Origin of the sequence: Nocardia alni, from assembly GCF_019038435.1 — a bacterium.
Taxonomy (GTDB): domain Bacteria; phylum Actinomycetota; class Actinomycetes; order Mycobacteriales; family Mycobacteriaceae; genus Nocardia; species Nocardia alni.
The window spans coordinates 1-15,706 of sequence record NZ_JAGPOX010000017.1 but is presented as its reverse complement, the minus strand read 5'-3'; the positions used below and the strand labels follow the sequence as shown (position 1 = coordinate 15,706).

Sequence of the window (15,706 nt, the reverse complement as noted above, 5' to 3'; positions counted from 1 at the left end):
CACCAGCCGTTTTACGCGGTCATTTCTCGCCGATGACGCGGGCCCCGGGGACCGGGCCGCTGGCCGTGCGGACGCTGCGGCACACGCCCGCGCCCGACAGTTCGGCGGCCACCGCGATGGCGTTCTCCTCGCTCGCGCACAGGAACGCACAGGTGGGTCCGGAGCCGGAGACCAATCCGGCCAGTGCCCCGGCGGTGGTGCCTGCCCGCAGAGTGCGGCGCAGGTCCGGGCGCAGCGACAGCGCGGGGGCCTGCAGATCGTTGCCGAGCAGCGGGGCCAGTTGCGCCGGATCGCCGGAGGCCAACGCCTGCAAGAGTTCCTGCGGTCCACCCAGGCGCGGCGGATCGCCGTGCACCCGCAGCCGGTCGAGCTCGTGGAATACCGAGGGCGTGGACAGGCCGTCCCGGGACAATGCGAGCACCCAGTGAAAGGTGCTGCGCGACAACACCGGGAGTAATTTCTCCCCGCGTCCGCGTCCCAGCGCCGTACCGCCGTAGAGCGCGAAGGGCACATCGCTGCCCAATTCGGCGGCGAGCACGGACAATTCGTCGCGCGTCAGGCCCACATTCCAGAGTTCGTTCAAACCGACCAGGGCGGCCGCGGCATCCGCACTGCCCCCGGCCATTCCGCCTGCCACCGGGATACCCTTGCGGATCGCGATCTCCACCAGCGGTGCGCGCCCGGCCCGGTGGGCCAGCAGCACCGCGGCCTTCCACACCAGATTCGTCCGGTCGGTCGGCACCTCGGTGGCGCCCTCGCCGGTGACCCGCACCGACAGCGATGCGGCCGGGGTGAGTTCGACATCGTCGCTGAGCGACAGCGCCTGGAACACGGTGGTGAGTTCGTGATACCCGTCGGCGCGCAGGTCGTCCACACCGAGGTGCAGGTTCACCTTCGAGGGTGCCCGGACGACCACGGGGCTGGGGACAACTGAAAGCACGAGCCCCAAGCGTAATGGGCGTTGCGCACATATGTCGCCGCGACGGTTGCTCGCGCGCCCCGGCGCCGTGATGGAGCCCACTTGCACCGGGTACCCATGGGGGGTACCTTCGGAAGCGTCCGAGGGTACCCCCTCACCGTATAACGTACGAAGGAGCCGATCATGGCGACCAGCACCTACACCGTCACCGGGATGACCTGCGGTCACTGCGTATCCGCAGTACAGAAGGAGATCGGCAAGATCACAGGTGTCACCGGGGTTCAGGTGGACCTGCCCACCGGACGCGTAGAGGTCTCCGCCGAGGCTCCCGTCTCGGACGCCGCGATCGCCGCCGCCGTCGACGAGGCGGGTTACGAACTCGCCAGCTGATCACCGGTCACATGCCCCGCGGAGCTCTCCGTGTGTTGGAACCCACCGGGTGGATCCGATAGCAGTGGAGTTGTCGGTGCGGCTGATCGGTTGAGTGCCGCTGTGTAGGTGACAAAGGAGCAGTGCCCGGCTGACGAACCCTGTGAGAACACCGTCGGCGGAGCTTGCCGGGTGGATCGAACCATCCGGGGAAGGTGAGTCGGCGGAGCTTGCGGTGGCGGCGGGAATGGTAGGCCTCCGCGCCGAAAACCCGCTGGAGGTCGAAATGCAGTCGAGAAAGGGTAGAGAGGTTATGAGCGCGCCGGTGTCCGAGCAGTCGATCGAACTGGCGATCGGCGGGATGACTTGCGCCTCCTGCGCTGCCCGGATCGAGAAGCGGCTCAACCGGCTCGAGGGCGTCACCGCGTCCGTGAACTACGCCACGGAGAAGGCGAAGGTCAGCTACCCCGACTCGGTGACCCCGCAGCAGCTCATCGAGCGCGTGGTGGATACCGGATACACCGCCGAGGTGCACGCGCCCGCTGAACCTCCTGCGATACACCAGGATTCGGCTCTCTCGCCCGCCACTGCGCTGCGCAACCGATTGCTGCTGACGCTCGCGATGGCGCTGCCCGTCGTCGCGATGGCGATGATCCCGGCGCTGCAATTCCGCAATTGGCAATGGCTTTCGCTGACGTTGGCCGCGCCCGTGGTGTTCTGGGGCGGCGCGGGATTCCATCGCGCCGCTTGGTCCAATGCGCGGCACGGCGCGGCCACCATGGACACGCTGATCTCCCTGGGCACGTTGGCCGCGTTCGCCTGGTCGGTCTACGCGCTGTTCTTCGGCGATGCCGGAATGCCGGGCATGAAACACGGTTTCAGCCTCGCGGTCGAACGCACCAGCGCGGCCTCCAACATCTACTTCGAGGTCGCGACCGGGGTGATCGTATTCATCCTGGCCGGACGGTATTTCGAGACCCGCTCCAAGGAGCGGGCCGGGTCCGCACTGCGGGCTCTGCTGGAGATGGGCGCGAAAGACGTCGCGGTACTACGGGACAACCGCGAGGTCCGGGTGCCGATCGCCGAATTGCGTTCCGGGGAACTGTTCCTGGTGCGTCCGGGCGAGAAGGTCGCCACCGACGGTGTTGTCGCCGAGGGCAGCTCGGCCATCGATATGAGCCTGCTGACCGGAGAGTCGATGCCGGTGGAGGTCGCGCCCGGCGATGCGGTGGTCGGCGCGACGGTCAACGCCGGGGGCATGCTGACCGTGCGTGCCACTCGCGTCGGCGCGGACACCCAGCTCGCGCAGATGGCCACCCTCGTCGAGCAGGCCCAGAACGGCAAGGCTCCCGTGCAGCGGCTGGCCGATCGGGTCGCCGGAGTGTTCGTGCCGATCGTGCTCGCGATCACCGCGGTCACGCTGATCGGCTGGCTGGTCTCGGGTGCGTCGGTGGCGACCGCGTTCGGTGCGGCGGTCGCGGTGCTGATCATCGCCTGTCCGTGCGCGCTGGGCCTGGCCACGCCCACCGCGCTCCTGGTCGGCACCGGCCGCGGCGCGCAGCTGGGCATCCTGATCAAGGGGCCGCAGGTACTCGAGTCGACCCGCCGGATCGACACCGTCGTGCTGGACAAGACCGGCACGGTGACCACTGGGACCATGAGCCTCGCGCAGGTCGTCCCGGACGGTGGAACCGATCCCGGCGAGTTGCTGGCGGTGGCCGCGTCGGTGGAGCACGGCTCGGAACATCCCCTCGCACGGGCCGTGGTCACCGGGGCCGCCGCACGCGGGCTGACACCGGATCCGGTGCGGCAGTTCGTGAATCACGGGGGTAAGGGCGTGCAGGGTCTGGTGGGTGAGCGCGCGGTCGTCATCGGACGCACTGCCCTGCTGGAGGATTGGTCGATCGTGCTGCCGGATACGTTGGCGCGGGCCAAATCCGACGCCGAAGCCGCCGGACGTACGGCGATCGTGGTCGCCTGGGACGGCGTGGCCCGAGGTGTGCTGGTGATCGCCGACGCGATCAAACCGACCAGCGCCGACGCCGTCGTTCAGATGCGCGCCCTCGGCCTGACCCCTGTGCTGCTGACCGGCGACAACGCCGCCGCCGCGCGGTCGGTCGCCGACCGGGTCGGCATCGATGAGGTGATCGCCGAGGTGCTGCCCAGTGACAAGCTCGACGTCGTCAAGCGGCTGCAAGACGAGGGGAAGGTGGTCGCGATGGTCGGCGACGGCGTCAACGACGCGGCCGCCCTGGCCCAGGCCGACCTGGGCCTGGCGATGGGCACCGGCACCGACGTGGCGATCGAGGCCGGTGACATCACCCTGGTACGCGGCGACCTGCGCACCGTCGCCAGCGCCATCCGCCTCTCACGCACCACCCTGCGCACCATCAAGGGCAACCTGTTCTGGGCCTTCGGCTACAACGTCGCGGCCATCCCATTGGCCGCCGCCGGCCTGCTCAATCCCATGCTCGCAGGCGCAGCAATGGCCCTGTCCAGCGTCTTCGTGGTCAGCAACAGCCTGCGCCTACGCCGCTTCCACGACTGAATTCCCCAGCCTCACAATAAATCCACAGCCAAAGACTCCGGTCGACAGCATGCGACCTCGCCTCAGCAGCTCGGTATGCCGTCACCGTAGGTTTTCCTGTCCAGCTGGAAAAGACCCAAAGCCCGGCCTTTCGCTGCATTTTGTGGACCCAAAACTCTGGTTTCCGACGATTCCACCGGAAAAATGCAGCGGGAGGCCGGTTCTCTGCATCTCACATGCCTTCCGCCTGAACTACGAAAATCGGCGGACGTCAGCATGCCAAAGCGATGGCCCGCTCGACCAATTGGGCGTATCAACAGTCATCATCGAAAGCCGCCATGGGATATCCGTCTTCTGAAACCCGGCCTCTTGCTACATTTTGTAGGCTCAGAAGTCCGGTTCCGGACAATTTCGAGGGCAAAATGTAGCAGGAGGCCGGTGCTCGGCATCTCGCGTGCGCTGCCCGAACGCGCACGTAGTAGGCGCGTAAACCCTTGCGCAGCAAGCCGGACGAACGCCGCGATGTCGAGAGTCTCCCCCCGCGCGGTCAGCTCGATTCCCGCGGCGACCAAGTGCTTCTGGGCCTCAGCAGACGACCTGCCCACCCCGCAGAGCCGCACGTAATATCTTGCGACACTGAACGAATGGCATGCGCGTCAGCTTTGGGCAGCGAGCCGGACGAACGCTGCGGTGTCGAGGGTCTCCCCTCGCGCGGTGGGCTCGATTCCCGCGGCGACCAGGCGCTTCTCGGCCTCGGCTGGCGAACCTGCCCAACCTCCCAGAGCCGCGCGTAATGTCTTGCGACGCTGGGCAAAGGCTGCGTCGACGACCGCGAACACACGGCGGCGGTGTACCTCGTCCAACGACCAGGGCGCCTCGGCGTAGCGGTCGATCCGCACCAGCCCGGACTCGACCTGGGGAACCGGCCAGAACACCTGCCGTCCGACGGATCCCGCCCGGCGGACGGTGCCGAAGAATCCGGCCTTGACGCTCGGCACGCCGTAGATCCGCGACCCGGGTTCGGCCGACAGCCGGTCCGCGACCTCGGCCTGCACCATCACCAGGGCCGTTGTGATACTGGGCAATTCGGCCATCAGATGCAGCAGCACCGGCACCGCGACGTTATAGGGCAGGTTCGCGACCAGCGCGGTCGGCGCGGCGGGCAGTTCGTCCGCGCGCACCCGCAACGCATCACCGGGCACAACTGCCAGCCGCTGCGCCAGCTCGGGCGCACGATCGGCCACCGTTTCGGGAAGATGCCGCGCCAGAACAGGATCCAGCTCGACCGCAACGACCCGATCCACCACGTCCAGCAGCGCCAGCGTCAGCGACCCCAGCCCCGGCCCGACCTCGAGCACCACATCCTCGCGCCCGACTCCAGCCGCCGCCACGATCCGCCGCACGGTATTCGCATCGTGCACGAAGTTCTGCCCCAACTGCTTGGTAGGGCGCACCCCGAACCGCTCCGCCAGCACACGCACCTCGGCCGGCCCGAGCAATTCGGCCTGACCACGGGCAGCAACGACGGATTCGGGCATGCCCGCAAACCTATCAACCCCAGCACCCCACGCCGACCACCGCACCGGTTCTCAGAAAACCCCGCCGCACCTCGACATACACCGAAACCACCCAGCTCAGCGTCGGCGCAAGCCGAACACCCCGACCGGACCGACCAAACGGACGAGACCGGGACCGACCGCACAACACAGGCACAACAGCTCGACACGGCCGCCGCCCGCAGTCCCCTCGAATGCCGGCAGCCCGCCCCGAGCACAGGTGATCAATGCCCACCAACACAGTCGACAACCGACCTACCCAACCACCACGCGTCTTCCGCCACTCATACTGCACGGCCGTATCAAACCGACGCGGGCCTGCCCCGCAGTGGCTAGGACGGCGAATTCCGACGGCATCGAGCAAGGTAATAGCCGCGCTCGACCTGTCGATCTGGTTGCGACCCGCACCGATGCGACATCGTCAGCGGCGCTGGACGTGCCGTCCGAATTCGTTGATGCGAAAGGGCTATCGAGGCAATGCCGTCCGAATCCACCGCCCTGACCGTCCGAATCCACCGATCCAGCCACCCGCAGGCTATTCGAACCCCAGCAATCCGCCCAGGAGCGCGAATGGCCAGCGCCCACCAACACAGTCGGCGACCGACCTACCCACAAACACGTCCCGAATCGGCCCGCGACGAGTACGGGCCGTCTGTTCCCGCAGCCATGGTCATCGATCGTCCTCGGCAGCCATCGCCTGTCGATCAGATGGCGCGGGCGTATCGGACTGAGGCGGCGATAGCGTCCATGTTCAGGTCGAGGTTCGGGTTCTGCCGGGTCGCCTCCTCGAACTCCAGCAGTGCGTCTCGCTCCGACCCGCGGCGAGCCAGTGTGATCAGTTCTGTCCGTACGTAGTCCGCGATCGGCACGCCGGACGCTCCGGCCCGGCGGACGAGCACGCTCACTGCCTCCATCGGCAGGCCGTAGACCCGGATCAGGGCCACGGCATCGGTGTCGACCTCCAGATTCACCGGGCGCTCGGATTCCAGGAAGTCCACCACCGCATCGATCGCCACGGGTCGGCGGGCGAGTTCGATCAACTCCGAACGTATCTGCGCGACGGTCGATCTGCCCCCGGCCTGTGCTCTGCGCCGCAGTACATCGACGGTGGCCGCAGGCAGATCCTCGATGTCGATTCGGGTCATGCCGACCACCGTAAGACGCCCCAGGACCGACCGGCAAGGTCGAAAACTACGGCCTCGTCGGTCTAGCCGAGATGCGGGCGGCGAGGGGGTGTTCTGCTGATTCGCTAGGGCTTCGTCGGAGTGGACAGGATGCGGGTGTCGAACGCGGCGATGGCCGACCACATCTGTGGGCTTATATCGCAGTGCTGGCCGGTGCCGACGACCGTCCGGAAGTCCACACCGTTCGCCGCGAACTGGGCGGCCAGGGCCGCGTGTAGGGGGGACGGCACCTGGGTGTCGGTGGCGTTGGTCAGCAGCAGGATCGGGGCGTTGTAACCGCTGGTCGGCACGGCCATATACGAGGCGAGGGCGGTGTGGAACGCGGGCGTGGTCAGCTGGCGCGAGAGCAGATCACCGATCGAGGCCCCGTGCGCCCGGGACACGATGTCGCGCAAGCACAGTCCGCCGATGCCGTCGACCAGCTCGCGGCCCCGGGGGCTCAGATAGCTGTCAACGTTCACCTCCGGATGCGTCTCTCGCAGTCCGACCAGGATCATCGCAATGTAGCCGGTGGCGTCGTTCCCGCCGCTTCCCGGAATATTCGGCACCCACGGACCGGCCGCGGGCAGCACATCCTCGAGGTCGGACGCGGGATCCAGCGTGATGACGCCTCGGAAGTCCAGGTCGGGGGCGTAGGTGCGCTGTAGGTGGGCGGTTCCCAGTGCCGCCTGCCCGCCCTGCGACTCGCCCATGACCGCCCACGTCCGCGACAGGGCGGGGTGGGTCGCGCGCGCCGCCCGGACCAGGTCGATCGTCGCGGTGGCCTCGGACTTCAGCTCCAGATAGGGATGTGGCCCGGTGTCGAACCGGCCGAGCCCGAGGTAATCGGGTGCGACGACGGCGAATCCCCGGGACACGAAATACCGCAGCACCTGATCCTCGGCCCCCCACGTCAGAACTCGCGTGGCCGGATCGGACACGCCGCCGCAATTGGGTCCCAGCCCGGAGGTGCCGTGGTCGTAGGCCATGATCGGCCAGCCGCCGGCGGGCGCGGGACCTGGCGGGACGAACAGCGCACCGCTGGCCCGCTGCGGCGTGCCGTTCGATTCGCTCGTCCAATAGTCGATGATCGAGCTACCCGCCACGCCGTGCCATCCGGCGGGTTGCGGAACGACGTCGATCGCGGTGCCGGGCGGATCGGCGGCGGCGGGCGCCACGGACACCGCCAGCACCGCCCCCGCCGCGACCGCTCCGGCGATGATCACCCGCCCCCACTGGCCCAGCAATCGCATGCGAACACCTCACCGTCTCATCGGCCGATTATCGGACCGAACCGTAGCGATTTTTCACGAGAGAACCGGATGAGGCCACCGCACCGCACCGCACCGCACCGCACCGCACCGCACCGCACCGCACCGCACCGCACAGCACAGCACAGCACAGCACAGCACAGCACAGCACAGCACAGCACAGCACAGACGAGTCTCGCCGAATACCGCGGTACGTCCCCGACATTGACGCACACTGATACACGTTCTAGTTTCGGGGTGAGAGACGACTCACCGGATCTCACCCGCACAGTCGAGAGGTTGGCAATGGAGCGCAGGTTCGAGGGACGACGGGTGCTCGTGACGGGCGCCGGCTCAGGTATCGGACAGGGCGTGGCCCTGCGCCTGCTCGCCGAGGGCGCCACCCTGGTCGCGGCGGATGTCGCCGAAACGGGGCTGAAGCAGACCGTCGAGGCCGCGGCGGAAGCCGACCGCGAACGCCTGCACACCGTGCGCATCGACGTCTCGGATCCGGACTCGGTGAGCGAGGGCTGGGCTGCGGCCCTGGAGTTCCTCGGCAGCCTGAACGTCCTGGTGAACGCCGCGGGCATCATGCGCTGCGCGCACACCCACGAGATGGCGTTCGAGGAGTGGAACCAGGTCATCGGGGTGAACCTGTCCGGCACCTTCCTGATGTGCCGCGCGGCGCTCCCGACGCTGATCGCGAACGACCATCCGGTGATCGTGAACTTCTCCTCGACCGCCGCCTTCGGCTCGAATCCCTATATGGCCGCGTACTCGGCCTCCAAGGGCGGGGTGAACGCGCTGACCCACTCGCTGGCGCTGGAATACGTGAAACAGGGCCTGCGCGCGGTGAATATCGTGCCCGGCGGCATCAACACCGGCATCACCTCGGGCCTGAACCTGCCCCCCGACGCGGACTGGAGCCTGATGGCGCGGCTGACCGGCTGGATCAACGGCGGCGCGCTGGGCGACCCGAAGGATATCGCGGGCGTGGTCGCGATGGTCGCCTCCAAGGAGGGCCGCTATATGACCGGCACCGAGATCCGGGTCGACGGCGGCGCGCTGATGTGAATCACTGACCGATACCCAGGTGCGCGGTGCAGGCCGGCCACGCATGCCAGCCCTGGCGCTCCTGGGTCACCGTCGCGATCGTAATCTGTTCCTCGCGGGTGGCCAGATCCGGACGCGGGGCGTATCGCAGCCCGCCCTGACGCGCCCAGGTGTTCTGGTCGAATTGAACCCCACCGTAGAACCCGTTGCCCGTATTGTCCGACCACTTGCCGCCGGATTCACACTTGGCCAGCAGATCCCAGATCGGTCCGTTCTTGATCGGCGGCACCTCGGTACCCGGTTTGGCGCCCTGCCGCACCGTCCTGGCCTGACCGGGCACGATGACGGTGCTGGAGATCGGCTTCTTGTCCGCCACGACGCCGTTGACGATCGACACCGCGTACGTCACGTCCTGCACACCGGACTTACCCGGATTCACCAGGACGCTGCGATCCATATTCATGGTCGCGTCCTTGATGACGTTCGGCGGCGGATCCAGCGGCACCCGCTCGGTCCGGTTCACCACCCGCCTGCGCGTGACAGTGATGGTCATGCCGTCGGTCAGCGGGGTGTCGGCGGACGGCACCACCGAATCCTGATTGGCCAGCGGCACACCCTGCACCTGGAGCAGCTGCCCGACGGTCGGCGCGGCCAGGCGCACGTATTGCGCCCTGTGGCCGTTGTCGGCCAGCAGGACGACGTGCGGGCTGGTGATATCGAGAGAGGCGCCCGCCAGCGGCAGCGGCGTCGGCCGGGACGGCGAGACGAAGACATCGCCGGGGATCTTCAGCTGCGCCAACGCGTCGGCGACATTGTCGGCGGTGGTCCACACCTGCTGCGGCGTGCCGTCCATGACCAGCGAGATCGGACGGGCCCGATGCAGGGTGATGGTGGCCCCGTTCACCACGTCCTTATCGCCCCCGGGTGAGACCGCGTCGCGGTCGGTGACCGAGTAGCCGGCGGATTTCAAGGCGCCACGCACATGCACGGCCATGGTCGACACCGTGGTCGGCTGGCCGTCGACGACGACAGTGATGATCTTGCGGTCGATGATGGCCAGCCCGGCACCCGCGATCAACGTGATCAGCAACGCGGCGATCGCCGTGTACAACATCGACGATCGCGACGAATTGATCCGCGCGAATGCGGACATCGAAGACTCCGGCATTGTCACAGTACGATAACGAGGGGGTCAGGGCCCGGCAACCACCGCAGTTGGAGCAGGCATTTTCCACATCACGAAGCAGTATCAGCGACGCAACTTCATAACGACCGCCGTCATCGTAGTGAGTATGAGAGCGAGATCGCATCTCGAACGGGCCCGGTGTGATGTACGCCACTATTTTTGGTATGTTTACCGGAGTACAATCCTGCAAAATCACCACTCGCGGCACGGATGTGCGACACGGCGAGAATCAGAGCCGATACAGGCGCTGAGCATTAGCAGTGGTGAGTTCAGCGAGTCGAACCGGGTCCTGCCCACGCGCCTGCGCCAGCGCACGCACGGTGTACGGCAGGCAGTACGGCTCGTTCGGCGCTCCGCGGAAGGGGTGCGGGGTCAGGAAGGGGGCGTCGGTCTCGACCAGGATCTGGTGATCGGGCACGAGCGTCGCGGCCTCGCGCAACTCGTGTGCGTTCTTGAAGCTGACGGTGCCGGAGAAGGACAGCACATACCCCTCCTCCACACAGGCCTGCGCCATCGCGGCGTCGGAGGAGAAGCAGTGGAAGATCACGGTATCGGGTGCGCCCTCGTCCAGCAGCACCGTCAGCAGGTCGTGATCCGCCTCCCGGTTGTGGATCATCAGCGGTTTGCCCAGGCGCTTGGCCAGGTCGATATGCCAGCGGAAGCCCTCGACCTGATCCTCGATCCCGGCGCAGCCGTCGAGTTTGCCGGGCCAGTAGTAGTCCAGGCCGGTCTCGCCGACCGCGACCACGCGGGGATCGGCGGCGAGCTTCTCCAATTCGGTCTTGGTCGCGTCGTCCAGGACGTTGGCCCGGGTCGGATGCAGCGCGACGGCTGCGTACACGCGCTCGTCCCAGTGCGCGGCACGCACCGCGAACCGGGCGGCGTCCAGATCGTCGGCGACCGTCACCACCCGCCCGACGCCCACCGCGGCGGCCCGATCCACTATCGCCGCAACCGATTCCGCATCGGACGCGCCGCACGCGTCCAGATGGGTGTGCGCGTCGACGAGCGGGGACAGCGGCTCCGGCAGTTCGGGGGCGGGACGTTTGGCGGGCATCGATACCTTCGGGGGACGGTGAGCCGGCGGAACTCGCGGAGCCGGCTCGCATGGGCCTTCTCGCGGTACCACCTTGCACGAGGGGATATTCGCGCGAGCGGTCAGGGGACACTGATTACAGTAGAACCACCATGAGTGAACGCGAACGCCCCGCCTTCTACATCACCACGGCCATCGCCTACCCGAACGGTGCGCCGCACATCGGGCATGCCTACGAGTACATCTCCGCTGACGCGCTGGCACGGTTCGAGCGCCTCGACGATGTCGAGGTGTACTTCATGACCGGAACCGATGAACACGGTCAGAAGGTGCAGCAGGCCGCGCGCGCCGCGGGCGTCCCGGTACAGGAGTACGCCTCGCGCAACTCCGATGTGTTCGAGCGCCTGGACAAGGCCCTCGACGTATCGTTCGACCGCTTCATCCGCACCACCGACGAGGACCATCAGGCGTCCTCGATCGCGATCTGGGAGCGGATGCGGGCCGCGGGCGACATCTACCTCGACACCTACTCCGGCTGGTATTCGGTGCGGGACGAGGCGTTCTACACCGACGAGGAGACGACGGTCGGCGAGGACGGCGTCCGCGTGTCCACCGAGACCCGCACGCCCGTGGAGTGGACCGAGGAGTCGAACTACTTCTTCCGGCTGTCCAACTACCAGGACAAGCTGCTCGCGCACTACGAGCAGCATCCGGAATTCATCGCGCCCTCCACCCGGCGCAACGAGATCGTCAGCTACGTCAAGGCCGGGCTGAAGGATCTGTCCATCTCGCGCACCACCTTCGACTGGGGTGTGCCGGTGCCGGGCGATCCGGCGCATGTGATGTACGTGTGGGTGGACGCGCTGACCAACTACCTGACCGGCGCCGGATTCCCGGACACCGAGTCCGCGTCGTTCCGCAAGTTCTGGCCCGCCGATCTGCACATCATCGGCAAGGACATCACGCGGTTCCACACCGTGTACTGGCCCGCGTTCCTGCTGTCCGCCGGACTGGATCTGCCGAAGCGCGTGTTCGTGCACGGGTTTCTGTACAACAAGGGCGAGAAGATGTCCAAGTCGGTCGGCAATGTGGTCGACCCGCTCGCCTTGGTCGACACCTACGGGTTGGACGCGGTTCGCTTCTTCCTGCTGCGCGAGATCTCCTACGGGCAGGACGGCTCGTACAGTCATGAGGCGATCGTCGGGCGGATCAACGCCGACCTGGCCAACGAATACGGCAACCTCGTCCAGCGCAGCCTGAAAATGGTTGCCCGCGACTGCAATTCGACCGTGCCGACGCCCGGTGAGTTCACCGATGCCGATCGCGAACTGCTGAGCCGCGCGAACGGTCTGCTGGAGAAGTGCCGCGCCGAATTCGGCCAGCAGCAGATTCACCTTGCGCTGGAAGCGATCTGGCTGACCCTGGGCGAGACGAACAAGTACTTCTCCGCCCAGCAGCCGTGGGCGCTGGCCAAGTCGGGAACTCCGGAGGACCTGGCCCGCGAGGCGACGGTGCTGTACGTCACGCTGGAGGTGCTGCGCATCGTCTCGATCCTGGTCCAGCCGATCATCCCCGGCTCCTCGGGCCGGATCCTGGACCTGCTGGGTCAGACCGACCGCACCTTCGCCGATATCCCCACCCCGATCGAGCCGGGCCTGGCCCTGCCCGAACCGACCGTGGTGTTCCCGAAGTACATCGAGCCCAAGAACTGAGCGTGGATCCCGGCCTACCGCTACATTTTTCGGCCTCGAGACTCCGGTTTCGGACGATCACGCCCGAAAAATGTAGCGGGAGGCCGGTTCTTCCACGCCAACCCGATACCGCGCCCATGATCCGGTCAAGTGCACGGCCGCGACCACACTGCGTCTATGAGCCGATTGCACGCCACCACGCGCAGGACAACCGGCCTACCGCTACATTTTTCGACACGATCGGTCGGAAAGCGGACGGTTCGACGCGAAGAATGTAGCTCCAGGCCGGGCAGGTCTGCGGAAATGTCAGTCGGTGCGGGCGGCAAGGACGGCGTCGTACAGCTCGCGCCGGGATACTCCGGTCGAAGACGCGACCTCCGCGCAGGCGTCCTTGAGACGTAAACCCTTGGTTACCAGGTCTTCTACTCGGTCGACCAGGTCGGCGGGTTCGGCCGAGACCGGTTGTGCACCCTCGAGGACTACGGTGATCTCGCCGCGGGCGCCCTCGACGGCCCACTCGGCGAGTTCGCCCAGAGTGCCGCGCACGACCTGCTCGTAGGTCTTGGTCAGCTCGCGGCACACCGCGGCGCGCCGGGCAGGGCCGAGCACCTCGACGGCGTCGGCGAGACAGTCGGCCAGGCGGTGCGGGGCCTCGAAGAAGACGATCGCGCGGGGTTCGGCCACGAGAGTGGCGAACCACTGCTTGCGCTGGCCGCCCTTGCGCGGGGCGAAACCGTCGAAGCAGAACCGTTCCATCGGCAGGCCGGACAGGGCCAGCGCCGTGGTCACCGCGGACGGGCCGGGCAGGCACGTCACCGGCAACTCCCGCTCGACGCACGCGGCGACCATGCGATATCCGGGATCGCTCACCGACGGCATCCCCGCGTCGGTGACCAGCAGCACCGTATGCCCGCCCGCGATCTCCTCCAGCAGCATCGGGATCCGGGCCGTCTCGACATGGTCGTAGAAGCTCACCACCCGCCCGCTGATCTCCACCCCGAGCGCCTTGGCCAGCGCCCGGGTGCGGCGGGTGTCCTCCGCGGCGACCACCTCGGCGGATCCGAGCGCCTCGCGCAACCGCTGCGAAGCGTCGCCCACCTCCCCCATCGGCGTTGCCGCCAGCACCAACCGACCCGTCCGCGCCACCGTATCCACGCCGACCACCCTAGGTCGTGGGGTTTTTCCGAGGCGTGTCGAGTCGAAGGTCCCCGGGCCCGGGTGATCCTCGAGGAAAAATCCGACTGGAGAGTTCTTTCTTGCGTCAATGCCCGACTACCGAACATCTGGAGGCCATGTGCACATTTCAGGACCACTGGCCGGGCTCGTCGGCGGTACGGCGCTGGTATCGGCATTGTTCGTCCCGCCCGCGACGGCAGGCGCAGGCACGCTCGGCGACACCATGGGCGGCCAGCGGCAGGCCACCGGCACGGTCCTCGCCCAGACCGCCACCAGCAACGACGACCTCTACGACGACGCCGACGAGGCGTTCAAGAGCATGGCCCAGTTGGTCGGCACGATCGCCCAGCGGATCGCTGATCAGCCCGGCAGAAACGACCGCGATCACGATCGGTCGTCCGGCACCCGCGACCCCCATGCCAAGGGTACGAACTGCCATCAGCACGGCGGCGCCTCGAAATGCGATCAACCGAGCAACCAAGACAAGAGCGACAGCACGTCCCGGTCGACGAGCGATCAGTCCACCGAGGAGAAATAAGCCCCCGCGGGCGACCGTCGTGACGCGATGCCCGCCGGTCTGCGGCAGAGCCAGCAAGAACGGAACCACCTAGACTCGGGCGGCGTGAGCCAGCTTGCGAGCAAACCCGTGACACAGCGCCCTGGGGGCACGTCGAGACCGAGGGTCTCGGCGGGCAGCTTGCGAGCGAACCAACGGATGCGGCGTCCTTGGGGGGCGCCCAGACCGGACACCGGCAAGAGGTCGGCCAGAGCAAGTTTGCGAGCGAACCAACGGGCACAACATCCTTGGGGCGCGCCGAGGTCGAGCGCCAGCGAGGCGTCGACCAGAGTGAGTTTGCGGGCGAACCAGCAGGCACAGCACCCTTGGGGCACGCCGAGGTCGAGCGCCAGCGAGGCGTCGACCAGAGTGAGTTTGCGGGCGAACCAGCAGGCACAGCACCCTTCGGACGCGGCAAGGCCGAGCGACGGCGAGCAGACGGCGAGAGCGAACTCGCGAGCGAACCGGCAGGCACAGCACCCTTCGGACGCGGCAAGGCCGAGCGACGGCGAGCAGACGGCGAGAGCGAGCTTGCAGGCGAGCCAACGGACGCAGCACCCTTGGGACGCGCCGAGGTCGAGTACCAGCGAGGCATCGGCGTGACCCAATTGACCGACGTACGGGCGGCGATCGGCGCGGGCCTATCCAGTCCGGCGCCCTTGCGTCCCACCTCCGACTTCGGCCCCACCGATCGCGGGCGCGGATGGGCGGTCACCGCGATCCTCACCGCGCTCGCCGCGATCACCCGGTTCACCATGCTGAACTATCCGACCGATGCGGGGACGCCGGTCTTCGACGAGAAGCATTACACGCCGCAGGCCTGGCAGATGGTCACCGGCGGCGGCATCGAGGACAACGCCGCCTACGGGTTGGTGGTGCACCCGCCGGTGGGCAAGCAGATGATCGCGCTGGGCGAGGCGATCTTCGGGTATACGCCGATCGGCTGGCGGATCTCCGCGGCCGTATTCGGCTGTCTCCTGGTGTTGCTGGTGGTTCGGATTACCCGGCGGATGACTCGTTCGACGATGTTGGGTGGGGTCGCGGGGTTGTTGTTGATTTGTGATGGGACCACGTTCGTGGCCTCGCGGATCGGGATGCTGGATATTTTTCAGGCGTTGTTCGTGCTGGCGGCGTTCGGGTGTTTGATCGTGGATCGGGATCAGGTGCGGGCGCGGTTGGCGCGGGCGGATGCGCGGGGGCGGATCGGGGTGAGTGTGTGGGGGC

Annotated in this window: 13 protein-coding genes; 6 read left to right on the top strand and 7 right to left on the bottom strand. The window is 67.3% G+C overall.

All coding sequences use genetic code 11. The features are described 5' to 3' along the window. Nucleotides 1-19: 19 nt before the first annotated feature. Nucleotides 20-940, bottom strand: a complete 921-nt coding sequence (locus tag JZ791_RS09290; RefSeq protein ID WP_216893806.1) for a 4-(cytidine 5'-diphospho)-2-C-methyl-D-erythritol kinase — start codon at nt 938-940, stop codon at nt 20-22. A 162-nt stretch (nt 941-1,102) separates the two neighbouring features. Between JZ791_RS09290 and JZ791_RS09285 the strand changes: the two genes are divergently transcribed. Both JZ791_RS09285 and JZ791_RS09280 read left to right on the top strand, forming a co-directional pair. Beyond that, nucleotides 1,103-1,309 (top strand): heavy-metal-associated domain-containing protein, encoded by a 207-nt coding sequence (locus tag JZ791_RS09285; RefSeq protein ID WP_216893805.1) that lies wholly within the window; start codon nt 1,103-1,105, stop codon nt 1,307-1,309. 292 nt (nt 1,310-1,601) lie between these two features. Further along, nucleotides 1,602-3,836 carry a heavy metal translocating P-type ATPase gene (locus JZ791_RS09280; protein ID WP_216893804.1) on the top strand — a complete coding sequence of 745 codons (2,235 nt, stop codon included), beginning with the start codon at nt 1,602-1,604 and terminating at the stop codon, nt 3,834-3,836. 635 nt (nt 3,837-4,471) lie between these two features. Here JZ791_RS09280 and rsmA read toward each other — a convergent pair. From rsmA to JZ791_RS09260, 3 genes are all read right to left on the bottom strand, one after another. Next, on the bottom strand, nt 4,472-5,353 hold the full coding sequence (gene rsmA, locus JZ791_RS09270; RefSeq protein WP_216893803.1) for a 16S rRNA (adenine(1518)-N(6)/adenine(1519)-N(6))-dimethyltransferase RsmA: 882 nt from the start codon (nt 5,351-5,353) through the stop codon (nt 4,472-4,474). A 722-nt stretch (nt 5,354-6,075) separates the two neighbouring features. Next, a complete protein-coding gene (locus JZ791_RS09265; RefSeq protein ID WP_216893802.1) occupies nt 6,076-6,516 on the bottom strand; it encodes a hypothetical protein in 441 nt (146 codons plus the stop codon). Nucleotides 6,517-6,620: 104 nt separating this feature from the next. Next, nucleotides 6,621-7,787: a lipase family protein gene (locus tag JZ791_RS09260; RefSeq protein WP_216893801.1), complete on the bottom strand. Its 1,167-nt coding sequence runs from the start codon at nt 7,785-7,787 to the stop codon at nt 6,621-6,623. A gap of 303 nt (nt 7,788-8,090) precedes the next feature. Between JZ791_RS09260 and JZ791_RS09255 the strand changes: the two genes are divergently transcribed. Continuing rightward, a complete protein-coding gene (locus JZ791_RS09255) occupies nt 8,091-8,858 on the top strand; it encodes an SDR family NAD(P)-dependent oxidoreductase (protein ID WP_216893800.1) in 768 nt (255 codons plus the stop codon). Between the two features lies 1 nt (nt 8,859). Here JZ791_RS09255 and JZ791_RS09250 read toward each other — a convergent pair whose 3' ends face one another. Both JZ791_RS09250 and JZ791_RS09245 read right to left on the bottom strand, forming a co-directional pair. Further along, nucleotides 8,860-9,990, bottom strand: coding sequence for a resuscitation-promoting factor (locus tag JZ791_RS09250; RefSeq protein ID WP_216893799.1), 1,131 nt, complete (start codon nt 9,988-9,990; stop codon nt 8,860-8,862). Nucleotides 9,991-10,252: 262 nt separating this feature from the next. Further along, nucleotides 10,253-11,080 (bottom strand): TatD family hydrolase, encoded by an 828-nt coding sequence (locus JZ791_RS09245; protein WP_216893798.1) that lies wholly within the window; start codon nt 11,078-11,080, stop codon nt 10,253-10,255. A gap of 131 nt (nt 11,081-11,211) precedes the next feature. On the opposite strand from JZ791_RS09245, the gene metG reads away from it, so the two are divergent. Then, entirely contained in the window at nt 11,212-12,771 is a 1,560-nt protein-coding gene (gene metG, locus JZ791_RS09240; protein ID WP_216893797.1) for a methionine--tRNA ligase, read from the top strand. A gap of 285 nt (nt 12,772-13,056) precedes the next feature. Here the strand turns inward: metG and rsmI are convergent, their stop codons facing one another. Beyond that, nucleotides 13,057-13,905 carry a 16S rRNA (cytidine(1402)-2'-O)-methyltransferase gene (gene rsmI / locus JZ791_RS09235; protein WP_308162860.1) on the bottom strand — a complete coding sequence of 283 codons (849 nt, stop codon included), beginning with the start codon at nt 13,903-13,905 and terminating at the stop codon, nt 13,057-13,059. Nucleotides 13,906-14,044: 139 nt separating this feature from the next. Between rsmI and JZ791_RS09230 the strand changes: the two genes are divergently transcribed. Continuing rightward, nucleotides 14,045-14,464: a hypothetical protein gene (locus tag JZ791_RS09230; protein WP_216893796.1), complete on the top strand. Its 420-nt coding sequence runs from the start codon at nt 14,045-14,047 to the stop codon at nt 14,462-14,464. A 617-nt stretch (nt 14,465-15,081) separates the two neighbouring features. Continuing rightward, the coding region (locus JZ791_RS09225) for a phospholipid carrier-dependent glycosyltransferase (RefSeq protein ID WP_216893795.1) at nt 15,082-15,706 on the top strand (625 nt) is incomplete at its 3' end.